Raw genomic sequence first — 13,874 nt, 5'->3', positions numbered from 1 at the left:
AGCCGTGCTGTAGGGAAGCGACAGAGACCCGAAAATCCAGTGAGTCGTTTCCCCTGTGGGGCAATCCTTCCCCTCTGAACCCTCTGAACCCTCCGGCCGACAGGCCCATCAATCTTAAGAACCTTTTCCCTCTCCAGGGGCCCTGCAGGCCCCCTCTTCGGGGGAACGATAAAACAGAGGGGGCTCCTCTTCTTTTCTGTTGTGCCCTATAAATTTTTTCTGTAAGAAAAAAAGGCTTTCATGAAATCTATTTTTTTCTAATGGTGTATAATTAATGGTGTAAGAAAAGGCCTTGGAAAAAGGCAGGGGAGGAGAACAGTGACAGGAGGGCCGAAGGGGCGGTAATTTCGACGACCGGTCTCTTTGGCAGGATTTCTTATGTCTGTCAGTGGATTCCATGTCCCGCAGATGGGGTTTCTGATGGAAAGCGTGATGACTCATGGCTTTCGTATTCCAAAGGAGGAATATATATGACAATAACTTATGTTCTTCAGGTTCTTCAGGCAATGGAAGATGGGAAAATTCAGGATTCGACCTACATCAAGGATCTGGAGGGGGAGCTGCATAAGGCTTTTCGGCGTGTAAGGAGAAGACTGCTCCGCCTTCGGAGCCGTGCCCAGTATGAAATCGGGGAAATGGATCGGGCCAAGGTGTCCGCTACTTCCGGCCATATGGAGGAGTTCACCAAGTACTGCGCCATGGTTCGCAATTTCAATCTGAAGGACTGCGAAGGCCTGCCGGGGATTGAAAGTTTCCTGAAGGAAGGTTTCAAGGTGGATGATATGATTTCCAGGGCGGACAAGATCGCCAGCCTGGAAACGGTGAGCGCTGCGGCCTATTCGCCTATGGCTCTGGGCTTCGGCCTGCTTGACAGCTTTGCCATCCTGCCGAAGGTGAATATCGACAACAAGCGTTTCCACAGCATGGATATGGCCTATATCCATGAACTCATCGGGGATCTCAAGAATTATCAGGAGCATGTGAGAAAGCTGACCACTGCTATCAGTGAAATCGGGCTGAAGGCCAGAGAGGAAGCTGACTGCCTCAATGATCTCCACGATTATTTCGTAGACGGCATTGATGATCTGAAACGGATCCTGGAAAGAAAAGGGGAGGACTGGAACCGCTACTCCCAGTCGGAGAAGATGCAGATTGCCCGGGCCATCCAGTGCGCCCAGCTCATTACCATCCTCTTCCCCCATCTGCTGAATGACAAGGGCGAAGTAAGCGAGGAAAGCGAAAAGGCCATTGAAAAGGCAAAGAAGGCCCTTTCCTTCCGGGATGCCTGAAATCCCCCCTGGCCGCCCATTTCTATGAGCCTTTCCATATGTTATAATAATAAACATAGATATAAGGGGAATCGCTGGTTCATTTCGTCAGATCAGTTGTCCTATCAGTGCTTCCCTGGTTCGATACATTACTGATTGAAGGGGGAACGAGTCATGTCGATTTCTTTTATTCTGCGAATGATCGCAGGGGCTGTGAGCGGCAATTCCAATTCTGCCCGCCCGGAAAGTATTAACGGCGAAGTGGAAAGGGCCAGAAGAAGGGCCATGAAAAGGATTAACCGCGCTAAAGTCCGCGCCCAGGATGAGCTGGGTGAGCTGGACCGCGTGAGGATTACCCTCATGTCGGGAGATATGAAAAAGTTCACCAGCCTTTTTTCCCAGCTGAAGAACGTGGATTTCCACGACTGCGATACCCTGGCCGGTTTGGAACATTTCAATAAGGAAAGAAAGAACTGGCGTGAAATGGAAAAGCTTTCTGCCAAGGCCATGAGCGTGGTCACCCTGGCAGGAGCTGTAGACGCTGTAGGATTCGGCGCCGGCGTACTGGATCAGTATGCCAAGGTTCCGGAAATCAAGGGACTGGACATCAAAGCTGACGGCACAGAAGATGTGAATGCCCTGAAGGACATGAGCGCCCGTCTCCAGGAATTCCAGAAGGAAGTGAAGGACATGTGCATCCGTATGCAGGCTGTCCGTCACGAAGCCAGAAAGACGGAAGACGCCCTGCTGGATCTGTCCGACTATTTTGAAGACGGCATTGAGGACATCAAGTCCATCCAAAGCGATGCAGGAAATGACTGGACAAAGTACACTCCCGCCCAGAAAATCCTCATCGGCCGCACCGCCCAGATTGCCCGCCTCATCCGCGCCCTCTCGGAAGTCCGCTTCCTCAATGATGACGCCACCCTCCGTCCCGAAATCCATGAGTCCATCGAAGCAGCAGAAGAACTGCTGGATGAATTGGGAGCTTAATAAGAGTTATAGAAAAACGACATTTCCTCCATTGGAGGGAATGCCGTTTTTTATTGGTGGGTGCCATGGGGAAATGGTCAATGGAGGCAGCGCCACATCGTCATTTCAACCGCAGCCGGTCAGCCGCCAATAGGAAAGCCTCTTATTGGGCAGGCTAGAGGCCAACTTCGGCTGACGTGGAGGTCCTATGCAGGACCTCCACAATACTTCATAACTCCCGAGGGCGGAGCCCTCAGAACCTGTCCGGAAGGCGAAGCCGATTCCGGACAGAACCCTGGCAGCCCAGGGCCCACAGGCCCGGCGGCTGCCTCAACCCTCACGCCCGTAAGGGCGTGTCAACCTTCGGGAATATCGTCACTCTGCCGTTAGTGCCACAAGTGCCACAAAAGCAAAAAAATCCCCGGATTTCTCCGAGGATTTTTTCATTGGTTTCAGGCTTCGATATCCACAGTATCCGGACGACCTGCATCGTCGAGACCGAGATAAGCCACTTCTCTTACATGTCCGTCATAAGTGAGGGTTACATGATAATGGAAAGTCTGGCCGTCGAAAATTTCATCGCCCAGCTGGATAGCTGTGGTGTAGCTGTCCGGACGATATTCTCTGACTGTGTCGCCAACTACCGGGAACTGCAGGAAAATGTATTCCGCACCCTGGTATGTTACGCTGCCGTAAACACGCTTCAGATCTGCTACAGCGTATTTATCCACGCCGCAAACAACAATACTTTTTTCAGTTACTTCTGCCATGTTTATCACCTCTACCACCAATTTATAGCAACGAACGATTGCTATTTCCTTATATAGTTTACCACTTTTTCATGATAAACAGAAGATTTATAAGGGAAATATTTTATATTTTTTGCAGGAAATGAAATTTGAAATTTTCACGCATCATTTATAACGGGAGGAAGAAATGTCTCTATGAAAAAAATCCCCGGAAGGGGGGATTTTTCAGAGGGCCTCCTGCCTTTCGGAAGGGGCTTCCTGATGGGCATGACGGCCGTCGCAGACGCAGTGCAGTTTGTTTTTGAAAATTTCTCCCATAATGGTATAGAAATCCCGAAGGGCCGCAGGGTTCAGGGAATAAAAAATATTCTTCCCGTCCCTCCTGTCGATGATAAGGCCCGACTCCACCAGCACCTTCATGTCATGGGACAGGGTGGGCTGGGTAATGGCAAAGGCCTTCTGCAGCCCGCAGGCGCACTGCTCCCTGCAGGACAGCATGTCCACGATTTTCAGCCTTTTGGGGTCGGAAATGGCTTTCAGGATTTTGGCGGTATCAATGTAAATCTTTTCCATATGCAGTCTAAACTCCTGTGTCAAATAGAATTATTTCTATAGAGAGAGTATCAGAGATGGAAGAGTTTGTCAAATGTTGGGAGGAGGTCGATTTTGGGAGACAGGCTTATGGGTTACAAAGTTCAAAGGGGGCGCCGCTGTCGCGGCAGGTTGCATAAAAGGGTTGTGTCCCCACAGGGGAAACGACTCACTATGATTTGTGCGTCGCTGGCGCTCCTTCAAATCATGTTCGCTGTGCATCGCTTCGCTCAAAGGGGCAGGCCATAGGGCGGGGAGACTGTAATCCCGGCCGTAAGAGGGCGCGGTTTTATTGTTTTCCCGCACAGGCGGGTCTATATACTCATCGCCCGATAGGGCGATACCACAACCCTCAGCGCCGCAGGCGCTGTCGCCCCCTGAGCGAAGCGATACACAACCCGCCGCCGGCAGGCGGCCACAACCCTCGGGGCGCAGCCCCGTTTACCTTTCTTTCTGAACCCTTTGAACCTTTGACAGAGAGTTGTCTAAGTTAGTGAATGAAAAAAGTAAGGAGCCCTGCAACCATGCCCCACTACGCAATGCCTCATGAAATCATGTATCATACCGGCCTTTCCAGGGAGATGACCGGCGGCGCCCGGTATGCCCTGGTGCCCGGGGATCCGGGACGGGTGGAAGGACTGGCGAAAGCACTGGATGAGAAGGCGGAATTTCTCTGCTCCCATCGGGATTTCACCACCTGGAAGGCCACCGTTTCCGAAGAGCCGGTGCTTGTCATGTCCACCGGCATGGGCGGCCCCTGCGTCACCTTTGCGGTGGAGGAACTGGCCCGTCTGGGAGTGACCTCTTTCATCCGCGTAGGCACCACCGGCTCCATTAGGGATGACCTGAACCTGGGAGACGTGGTTATCAATAAGGGCGCTGTCCGCAGGGACGGCGCTTCCAGAGCCTATGCGCCCCTGGCATACCCCGCCATGGCGGATATACGCATTACCCTGGCCCTGGAAGAAGCGGCCCGGGAACTAAAGGTGCCCCATAAAACCGGTATTTCCGTATCCACTGACAGCTTCTGGCCGGGACAGGAACGGTACGACAGCTTCTCCGGCTACGTGCGGAGAAACCTGCAGGGGAGCCTGGCGGAATACCGTGCCCTGGGCTGCACAAACTTTGAAATGGAAAATGCCACCCTCTTCACCCTGACCTCCGCCCTGGGCCTTTCTGCCGGCTCCATCTGCGGCGTAGTGGCCAAACGGACGGACAGCGAAGCCGTGGCGCCGAAGGCAGTGTATGAGCTGGCGGAAAGAAGATTCCATCAGGTGGTGAAAAGGGCACTGGAAATGCTGATTGGCCATTTCATGGTGACTTTGTGACATTGGCGGTGCTTACCTGTATTCCCGCAGGTTAAGGAAGCACTGATTAATTCATAGAGTTTTCTTTTATAAGAATTTTTATGCACTGTTTCGTCATGGGCTTCCTTAAATAGCTCGCTATTCGCGTCAGCCCATTCCTCGCATTGCATAAAAATTCAAGAATAAAAGCAAACAATGATTTAATCAGCGCTTCCTTAACGCGCCCTTGCGGGCGCGAGGGTTGATGGCCCGTGCGCTGCCGCGCCGGGCCAAAGTTTCTGTCCGGGACCGGCTTCGCCTCCCGGACGATTTGAGGGCATTCGCCCAGGGTAGTTATATAGTATCGCTGCGCTGGCGAAGTGGGTGCCCTTGCGGGCACCAATTTTATATGCCGCCTGTAGGCAGTGAAAACCTTTACAGCCGGACTTCGCCCGATGGAAAACAAGCCAACTGCCCTGCGGGCATTTCCCTCGCGCCGAAGGCGCGGTTTTATGGTTCTCCCGCCGCAGGCGGGCATATATACTCATCGCCGCGAAGCGGCGATACCACAACCCTCGGCCCGAAGGGCAGTCAAACTTAAGAACCCTTGGGCCCATAGGGCCGGTCAATCCTAAGCACCTTTCTCCATAACCCTTCTACACAACCCGCGGCGAAGCCGCACCCACTTTCTTGACCATTGGGGCGTGAGATTTCTCCACTCCGCTTCGCTTCGGTCGAAATGACGATAGGGGTGCCCGCCAACATCGTCATCTCCAGCGGGGCTGCGTGCTATCTGCTATCCTCTATCCACTGACCCTATGATAAAAAAAGCCAATCCCGTAACGCAGACTTTATACTCATCGCCCCATAGGGCGATACCACAACCCTCGGCCCGAAGGGCCGTTGCCCCCTGAGCGAAGCGATACACAACCCGCCGCCGGCAGGCGGCCACAACCCTCGGGACGAAGTCCCGTCAACCCTCACACCCGCAAGGGCGTGTTATAAAAATATAAAAATGGAGTCATCTATGGAAGTTATGATTGAAAATGTAAGCAAATCCTTCCGGAACGGGCAGAAGACCCTGCCGGTGCTGGAAGACATCAATTTGGAGCTGCACAAAGAAGAATTCGTAGCCCTGGTCGGCCCTTCGGGCTGCGGCAAGTCCACCCTCCTCAATATCTGCGCCGGCCTTCTGTCGCCGGATGAAGGATCCGTCTATTTCACAGGCGAAGATCTGAAAAGCGAGCCCCGGGTATCCATCGTATTTCAGGAGACAGGCCTCATGCCCTGGCGTAACGTATATGACAACATCGCCTTTGGACTGGACGCCGGCCATGTGCTGCCGAAGAAAGAATGGAAAGAGAGAATCGACCACTATATTTCCCTGGTAGGCCTTTCAGGCTTTGAGAAATCCTATCCTCATCAGCTGTCCGGCGGCATGAGACAGCGGGTAGGCATTGCCCGGGCCCTAGCCATCAATCCGGACCTTCTCCTCATGGACGAACCCTTTTCCGCCCTGGACGCCCAGACCCGCATCATCATGCAGCAGGAGCTGGTAGCCCTATGGGAGAAGACAAGGCTCACCACCCTCTACGTCACCCATAATATCCAGGAAGCGGTGATGCTGGCAGACCGGGTGGTCCTCCTTTCCCGCCGCCCCGGCAAAGTGCGGAGCATCCTGGAAATCACCATCCCCCGGAGCGATAGGGAGAAACCGGAACACGCAGAAGAAATCGACCGCCTCACCCGCACCATCTGGGAACATATCAGCAAAGACGCGCTGGAAGCCATGACGGAGGTGAACCGATGAATAAATATGTGGTTGAAAACAAAATGAAACGGTGGCAGAAAAGTTACAGCCCCGCCGTATCCCTGATTTCCGTGGCATCCCTCCTCCTTTTCTGGGAAGGCATCTGCCGGGCAGGGGTGGTATCCGCCCTCTTCCTGCCGCCGCCCACCCTCATTCTTTCCTCCCTCATGGACATGATAAAAGACGGGGAAATCGGCGTATCCCTGGCGGCCTCCCTGTACCGCATCCTCATGGGCTTCATCCTGGGCAGCGCCTTCGGCCTTCTCGTAGGCCTTGTCACCGGCACCTCCGCCCTGGCGGACCGCATGGCGAACCCCATCGTGAATGCCCTCTACCCCATCCCTAAAATCGCCCTCCTTCCCCTCTTCATCCTGTGGCTGGGCATCGGCGAAGTATCCAAAGTCACCATCATCGCCCTGGGCGTCTTCTTCCCTGTGGCCATGAATACCTACTCCGGCGTAAAGAACGTGGACACCCTGCTCATCAAAGTGGCCGTCAGCTTCCACGCCGGCTGGGGCTACACCATGAAAAACGTAGTCCTTCCCTATGCCCTCCCCATGATCTTCGCCGGCCTCCGCATCGCCGCCGGCACCGCCCTCCTCCTTCTGGTGGCAGCGGAAATGATTGCGGCGGAACAGGGCATCGGCGCCCTCATCCTCCACTACGGCGACCTCATGATGACCGACCGCCTCATGGCCGGCGTCATCGTCCTCTCCGTGCTGGGCCTCATTTTCAACCTGTTCCTCCAGTTCCTGGAAAGGAAACTGGTTCCCTGGAACCATAAGGAATAAAGAAGATAAACACAGCAGGGCTGTGAAGAAATAGGAATCACTTCTTCGCAGCCCTGTTTTTTTTGTATGGAGCAAGGGGGGGGCAGTCCTCTTGCCGCCGTAAATTATCAGAGATACTCATTTGCGTAAAAGTGTATGCTATATAAAGATAAAAAAAAACAGGCATATCATTTAGAAACAGAAAAAGGGGGGGGAGATAAACAGGAATAGGGTCAGATAATACAGTGATTATGAGCGGAAGAGATGGGCTGCTTTGATGTCTATGCTTAAATAGCAAACCTATACAAATAGTGTCTACTTTATGGTAGAATTGTAAAAGAGATGTAACGGATATGTAAAATCTGTATTTGAGAGGAGATGCTTGTAATGAAATGGAAAGCTTTGGCTGCATGTGCCCTGACTGCAGTAGCTCTGGCGGTGGCCGGATGTGGTGGCGGACAGTCGTCCTCCGGTAAGGCGGGAGCACCCCAGGGGCCGGATTTAAAGGGAAAGAAACTGGTGATGTACGTTTCCTTCCATGAAGATACGGCAAAACAGCTGGCAGATTCATTCAAGAAAAAAACCGGAGCGGATGTAAGCTTTATCCGTCTGCCAACCGGCGAAGCGCTGGCCCGTATCCAGGCGGAAAAGGATGCACCGAAGGCGGACATCTGGCTGGGCGGTACGGCAGATGCCCATGCCAAGGCGGCAGCTGACGGGCTCCTGGAAGCCTACAAGTCCCCCAATGCCGGCATGATTCTTCCGGAATACCAGGATAAAGATGGTTACTGGTACGGCACCTATCTGGAAGTCATGTCCATCGGATATAACGAAAAGCGGTTCAAGGAAGAATTTGAACCGAAGGGCGTAAAGGCTCCGGAAACGCTGGAAGACCTTCTGAAACCGGAATTCAAAGGAGAAATCATCATGCCGGATCCGAGAAAATCCGGTACAGGCAATACATTCATCAGCTCCGTTCTCCAGCAGATGGGACCGGAAAAGGGCTGGGCTTATCTGAAAGCCTTAAAGCCGCAGGTTGCACAGTTTACACCATCCGGCTTCACTCCCGGCCAGAAAACCGGCGCCGGCGAATACCTGGTATGCCTGAATTTCATTTCTGACCAGACCCTGGTCAGCGCCAAGGGGCAGAAAATCCACAGCACCATTTATGACCAGGCCGGCTGGACAACCTGCCCGGTAGGCAAGATTAAGAATCATGCCAATGATGAAGCTGCCAAAGCCTTCATTGACTTCGTACTGACGAAAGAGGCCGGCGATATTCTGGTAAAGACCACCCACGGGGTAGCCTGCAACCCGGATGTAGCTCCGCCGGAAGGAATGAAGCCGCTGAAAGAGCTGCCTCTGTTCAAGGAATATGATCTCATCAAAGCCGGCGCGGATAAGCAGAAAAATTGTGATGAATTCTTTGCTGACTGATGGATAATGAAGATATGCCTCCGCTTTCCGGCGGAGGTGTATTTTTTCCTTTAGAAAGACCGGCACCACCTCACAAATCATGAAATAAGGAGTTACTATGAACGAAAAAGATACGGGTCACGAACATACCGGGCTGGGAGCGGAACTGAAGGTTCTTCTCAGGGAACCGCCGCTTCTTATCAGCATTGCTGCGGTATTCCTTCTGTTTGGCGTGTTTATCATTTATCCCTTTGTGAAAATCCTTCTGGTTCCTACGGAAGCTGACTGGATCCGGGCCATTACGGGTAAAGAATTTATTCTGGTATTTGGCCATACCCTCTTTTCATCATTTATTGCCACGGCCGCTGCCATTGTGTTTGGCTTTCTTTTTGCCTACGGCATCAATTACACGGACATGCCCTGCAAACGGTTTTTCCAGGTGGTGGCCCTTCTGCCCACCATGGCCCCTTCCGTTGTGACAGGGCTGGCATTCATCATGCTCTTCGGGCGGCGCGGCTTCATTACCTGGCAGCTGCTTCATCTGAAGGTGGATTTGTACGGCCCCTTCGGGCTGTGGGTGGCCCAGACCATTGCCTTTTTCCCGCTGGCTTATATTACTATTTCCGGCGTTCTGAAGAGCATCAGCCCGAACCTGGAGCTGGCAGCCCAGAATCTGGGCGCCCGGGGATGGTATCTGTTCAGGACGGTCACGCTGCGTCTCGCTACGCCGGGTCTGGCCAGCGCCTTCCTGCTGGTGGCTATTAACTCTCTGGCAGATTTCGGCAACCCCATGCTGGTAGGCGGCAACTACCATGTCCTGGCAACGGAAGCGTACACACAGGTAACCGGTGCCTGGGATCTCCCCATGGGCGCCACCCTTTCCGTATTCCTGGTCATTCCTACACTGATTGTTTTCTTCATCCAGCGGTATTATCTGGAAAAGAATTCCTATGTCACCGTAACCGGCAAGCCGGTGTCCGGGCTGATCCGCGTCACCGCAGGCCCTCTGGCCAAATGGATGCTTTTCGCCTTCTGCCTGATCCTCTGCCTTGCCATTCTCATGATTATCGGCGTGGTTATCCTCTTTGCCTTTACCGTAGCCTTCGGGTATGACTACACCTTTACCCTGCAGTATTTCAAGGAAGGGGTCATCCAGTCCAATGTAATGGTTAACTCCTGGGTGGCATCCATGTCCACTGCAGCAATTACCACCATCCTCGGCATTGCCCTGGCATTCCTCACCATCAGAAAGAAATTCCCCGGCAGAAATCTCATGGATTTTCTGGCCATGCTTCCGGTGTCCCTTCCCGGTACCTTTATCGGTCTGGCACTGATTCTGGCCTTCAATGACGGCCCCCTGGAAATGACCGGTACACTGGCCATCATCATCCTGGGCATGGCGCTTCGTCAGCTGCCGGTAGGCTACCGGCAGGCGGTGGCAGGATTGAAGCAGATTGACGCCTCTCTGGAACAGGCATCCACCAACCTGGGCGCCGGCAGCGTGAAGACTTTCTGTAAAATCGTACTGCCCATGCTGAAAAACTCCCTGTCCGTCAGCTTTGTCTATGCATTTATGCGGTCAATGAACACATTGTCCACCGTTATCTTCCTGGTATCGCCGGAATGGAACCTGGCATCCATCAATATCATGAGTCTGGCCAACCAGGGATTCCTGCCGACAGCCAGTGCGACAGCTGTGGGCATTATGCTTGTGATTTATCTTACCTTTGGTATCGTGAAACTCATACTGAGAGATAAGATTAATATATTTGATCTTTGATGAAGGCGGGAGACAATTATGTCAGACTACGTATTACAGCTGAAAAACATTAATAAATACTTTGGGAAGAATCACGTCATTAAAAATGTGAATCTGAACTTTGAAAAAGGCCATTTCATTACCTTCCTGGGGCCTTCCGGCTGCGGAAAAACCACACTGCTCCGCATGATTGCCGGTTTCTATGAGCCGGATGAAGGGGAAATTCTCCTCAATGGGAAAAATATTGAAAAAGTGCCGCCCTATAACCGGAATACCGCCATGGTTTTCCAGGAATACGCGCTTTTCCCCCATATGAATGTATTTGACAATGTATCCTACGGCCTTCGGGTCAAGAAAAAGCCGAAGGATGAAATCGAGAAGAGAGTAAAGCAGGCCCTGTCCCTCATGCAACTGGAAGGCATGGAAAAACGTTTCCCCAACCAGATGTCCGGCGGACAGCAGCAGCGTGTGGCCGTGGCCAGAGCCCTCGTCATGAATCCTGAAGTACTTCTGTTGGATGAACCGCTGTCCAACCTGGACGCCAAACTCCGTGAAAATGTAAGAGTAGAACTCCGGCAGATCCAGCAGCAGATGGGACTTTCCACCATTTATGTCACCCATGACCAGTCAGAAGCGTTGTCCATGTCCGATGCCATCGTAGTATTGAAAGACGGCATTGTGCATCAGGTAGGCACGCCCCAGGAAATCTATTTCGAACCTAAAACCGCTTTTGTCGCCGATTTCATCGGCACCACCAATCTGATTTCCCTGAAAGCGGAAAGCGGAAACCGCGTGACCTATGGAGGCGTATCCTTCCTGTCCTCCAACCCGGTCAAAGAGGGAACGGACTATGTGGCGTCCGTCCGCCCGGAAAGTGCGGGCCTCTCCAAGGATCCGGCAGAGGGAAAGGTGAATCTGAAAGCAGCGATCACCAATACCATGTTCCTGGGAGAAAAAGTGCGCTATTTCCTCAGAGACGGACTGGACAAGGAATGGATTGTAGATGTATTTGATCCCGGCAAAACCATTTTCCGCGGCGACGTGTATGTGAACTTCCCTGCAGAAAAGGCCTGGGTGATTGAAAAATAAGAAAAGGGCCTTCTCCATGGAAAGGCCCTTTTTAAGGAAGTGCCGATGCCGTCACAAGATCGGCATTCCCTGGAAAGGAAACCTATGCTTGAATCATTAAAGGAGCAGGTGTGCAAAGCCAATCTGGAGCTTCCGGCCCGGGGCGTGGTGATTTACACCTGGGGAAATGTAAGCGCCCTGGATCGGAAGCGAAAACTGGTAGTCATCAAACCTTCCGGCGTACCCTATAAATCCATGACCCCCGACGACATGGTGGTGGTGAACTGGGAGGGCCAGGTGGTTGAGGGAAAGCTTCGGCCCTCGTCCGACCTTCCGACCCACCTCTGCCTGTATCACGCATTCCCTGAAATTTCGGGCATTGTTCACACCCATTCCCTTCATGCCGCCGTATTTGCCCAGGCAGGAGAAGACATTCCCCCTCTGGGAACCACCCATGCCGACTATTTCTATGGCGCCATCCCCTGCACAAGGAGCCTTACGGAAGAAGAAATCCGGGATGCCTATGAGTGGAACACAGGAAAGGTCATTGCGGAAACTTTCAGGGAAAGAAATCTTTCCCCCCTGGACATGCCGGCAGTTCTCGTCAGAAATCACGGCCCCTTTACCTGGGGAACCGGCCCGGAAGAGGCAGTGTACCATGCCGTGGTTCTTGAGACGGTGGCGGAAATGGCACTGAAAACAAGGATGCTGAACCCCAAGGCCCATATGGACAAAGAGCTGCTGGACAAACATTACCACAGAAAGCATGGCCCCGGAGCTTACTACGGGCAGGGCATACATAAGTAACTTCTGTACGCAAAAAGGCAGGCCCCGGTCTGCTTTTTTTTGATATAATGCAGAAAAGAGGAGGTGCTCTATGACAGCATGGTGCGATGACAAACTGGAAAAAATAAGCCGGTGGTACGACAGGCAGCTGGACAGCTGGGGGCCTTGGTATGAGGCGAAGCTCACAGAGCCATGGATGAGGAAGTACTTTTCCTTCCGGGGCAGGCTGAACAGGAAGCCCTATATCCTTCGGGGGATTCTGCTTTCTATTATCGGAAGTCTTGTGGAAATGGGGATTCTGGCTCTGGCCGTCCTGATTTCCGGGAAGGTGCTGGTTCCCATCCTCATGACCACTCTCGTCCATGCCCTCTTCCAGCTGGGGCTCCTGTCCCTGGCTGTCCGGCGGCTCCATGATTTGGGGAACGGCGCCCGGGGGTTCGGCGCCCTGAATGTGATTCTCTTTCTGGTAAATCTTCTGGCGGAAACGGTGAAGGCCTTCTTCGGCGGCATGTATCCGCTTTTCTGGACAGCAGGGCCGGGACGGTTCATGCTCTATGGAGTGATGATTCTGCTTTTTGTGGCGGCCCTGTACCTGGCTTTTGTCTATATCTGTCTTCTTTTCCGCAAGGGAACGGAAGGGCCCAACCCCTTCGGGGCTGATCCCCTGGCCCCTCCTGCAGGAAGTGACAGGAAAGGAGTATTTCCATGACCAATGATTTCATCTTTTCCCATGTGGACCACACCCTTCTGAAGGCGGCGGCCACCTGGCAGGACATCCGAAAACTCTGCGAGGAAGCGGAGCAGTACCATATGGCATCTGTATGCGTTCCCTCGTCCTTTGTGAAAAAAATCCGGCAGCATTTCCCGTCCCTTACCATCTGCACGGTGGTGGGATTTCCTCTGGGAAACGGCAGCACCGCGGCCAAAGTCGCGGAGACCGACTCTGCCATAGCAGACGGCGCCGATGAAATCGACATGGTCATCCATATTGGCGCCCTGAAGGAGGGAAATCTCTCCTATGTGACCGATGAAATCCGGCAGGTGAAGGAAGCTGCCGGCAGCCATATCCTGAAGGTCATCGTGGAAACCTGCTATCTTACGGAAGAAGAGAAAATCGCCGCCTGCCGCGCCGTCACCGAAGGGGGAGGGGACTTTATCAAAACCTCCACCGGCTTCGGCAGCGCCGGCGCCTCCCTTTCCGATGTCAAGCTCTTTAAGAAATACGTGGGACCAAAGGTTAAAATCAAAGCCGCCGGTGGCATCCACAGCAGAAAGGAAATGGAAGACTTCCTGAATGCCGGTGCCTCCCGCATCGGCGCCAACGGAGCCATTCCGGCCCTGCTGGGGAAGGAATGAGACTTAGGGAAGCACTGATTAATTCGCAGAATCGAATTTCATA

Annotated in this window: 13 protein-coding genes; 11 read left to right on the top strand and 2 right to left on the bottom strand. The window is 53.0% G+C overall.

Translation table 11 applies throughout. The features are described from left to right. Positions 1–470: 470 nt before the first annotated feature. Positions 471–1,289: a hypothetical protein gene (locus tag B2Y11_RS02480; RefSeq protein WP_291055766.1), complete on the top strand. Its 819-nt coding sequence runs from the start codon at positions 471–473 to the stop codon at positions 1,287–1,289. A gap of 153 nt (positions 1,290–1,442) precedes the next feature. Further along, on the top strand, positions 1,443–2,261 hold the full coding sequence (locus B2Y11_RS02475; protein WP_291055763.1) for a hypothetical protein: 819 nt from the start codon (positions 1,443–1,445) through the stop codon (positions 2,259–2,261). A gap of 431 nt (positions 2,262–2,692) precedes the next feature. On the opposite strand, the gene B2Y11_RS02470 is transcribed toward B2Y11_RS02475, so the two are convergent. Both B2Y11_RS02470 and B2Y11_RS02465 read right to left on the bottom strand, forming a co-directional pair. After that, positions 2,693–3,010 carry a glycyl-tRNA synthetase gene (locus B2Y11_RS02470; protein WP_232217322.1) on the bottom strand — a complete coding sequence of 106 codons (318 nt, stop codon included), beginning with the start codon at positions 3,008–3,010 and terminating at the stop codon, positions 2,693–2,695. A gap of 204 nt (positions 3,011–3,214) precedes the next feature. Then, positions 3,215–3,562 (bottom strand): ArsR/SmtB family transcription factor, encoded by a 348-nt coding sequence (locus tag B2Y11_RS02465; protein ID WP_291055755.1) that lies wholly within the window; start codon positions 3,560–3,562, stop codon positions 3,215–3,217. 542 nt (positions 3,563–4,104) lie between these two features. On the opposite strand from B2Y11_RS02465, the gene udp reads away from it, so the two are divergent. From udp to deoC, 9 genes are all read left to right on the top strand, one after another. After that, a complete protein-coding gene (gene udp, locus B2Y11_RS02460; protein ID WP_291055752.1) occupies positions 4,105–4,908 on the top strand; it encodes a uridine phosphorylase in 804 nt (267 codons plus the stop codon). Between the two features lie 985 nt (positions 4,909–5,893). Further along, positions 5,894–6,676, top strand: coding sequence for an ABC transporter ATP-binding protein (locus B2Y11_RS02455; RefSeq protein ID WP_291055749.1), 783 nt, complete (start codon positions 5,894–5,896; stop codon positions 6,674–6,676). Further along, positions 6,673–7,467 (top strand): ABC transporter permease, encoded by a 795-nt coding sequence (locus B2Y11_RS02450; RefSeq protein WP_291055746.1) that lies wholly within the window; start codon positions 6,673–6,675, stop codon positions 7,465–7,467. Before B2Y11_RS02455 ends, B2Y11_RS02450 begins: the two co-directional genes overlap by 4 nt. 366 nt (positions 7,468–7,833) lie before the next feature. After that, the gene (locus tag B2Y11_RS02445; protein WP_291055743.1) at positions 7,834–8,883 is read left to right on the top strand and encodes an ABC transporter substrate-binding protein; all 1,050 of its coding nucleotides are present in this window, start codon (positions 7,834–7,836) and stop codon (positions 8,881–8,883) included. Positions 8,884–8,980: 97 nt separating this feature from the next. Continuing rightward, complete coding sequence (locus B2Y11_RS02440; protein ID WP_291055741.1) at positions 8,981–10,642, top strand: ABC transporter permease; 1,662 nt, start codon at positions 8,981–8,983, stop codon at positions 10,640–10,642. Between the two features lie 18 nt (positions 10,643–10,660). Continuing rightward, complete coding sequence (locus B2Y11_RS02435; RefSeq protein ID WP_291055737.1) at positions 10,661–11,710, top strand: ABC transporter ATP-binding protein; 1,050 nt, start codon at positions 10,661–10,663, stop codon at positions 11,708–11,710. 84 nt (positions 11,711–11,794) lie between these two features. Beyond that, complete coding sequence (locus tag B2Y11_RS02430) at positions 11,795–12,496, top strand: L-ribulose-5-phosphate 4-epimerase (protein ID WP_291055734.1); 702 nt, start codon at positions 11,795–11,797, stop codon at positions 12,494–12,496. Positions 12,497–12,566: 70 nt separating this feature from the next. Beyond that, positions 12,567–13,184: a DUF805 domain-containing protein gene (locus tag B2Y11_RS02425; protein WP_291055731.1), complete on the top strand. Its 618-nt coding sequence runs from the start codon at positions 12,567–12,569 to the stop codon at positions 13,182–13,184. Further along, positions 13,181–13,831: a deoxyribose-phosphate aldolase gene (gene deoC / locus B2Y11_RS02420; protein ID WP_291055728.1), complete on the top strand. Its 651-nt coding sequence runs from the start codon at positions 13,181–13,183 to the stop codon at positions 13,829–13,831. Before B2Y11_RS02425 ends, deoC begins: the two co-directional genes overlap by 4 nt. The last annotated feature ends 43 nt before the right edge of the window (positions 13,832–13,874 follow it).

The organism is Dialister sp. UBA1703, from assembly GCA_002320515.1.
In the GTDB taxonomy this organism is placed as follows: domain Bacteria; phylum Bacillota; class Negativicutes; order Veillonellales; family Dialisteraceae; genus Dialister.
The sequence above is the reverse complement of the archived record's forward strand: the minus strand, read 5'-3'. Positions and strand labels throughout refer to the sequence as shown.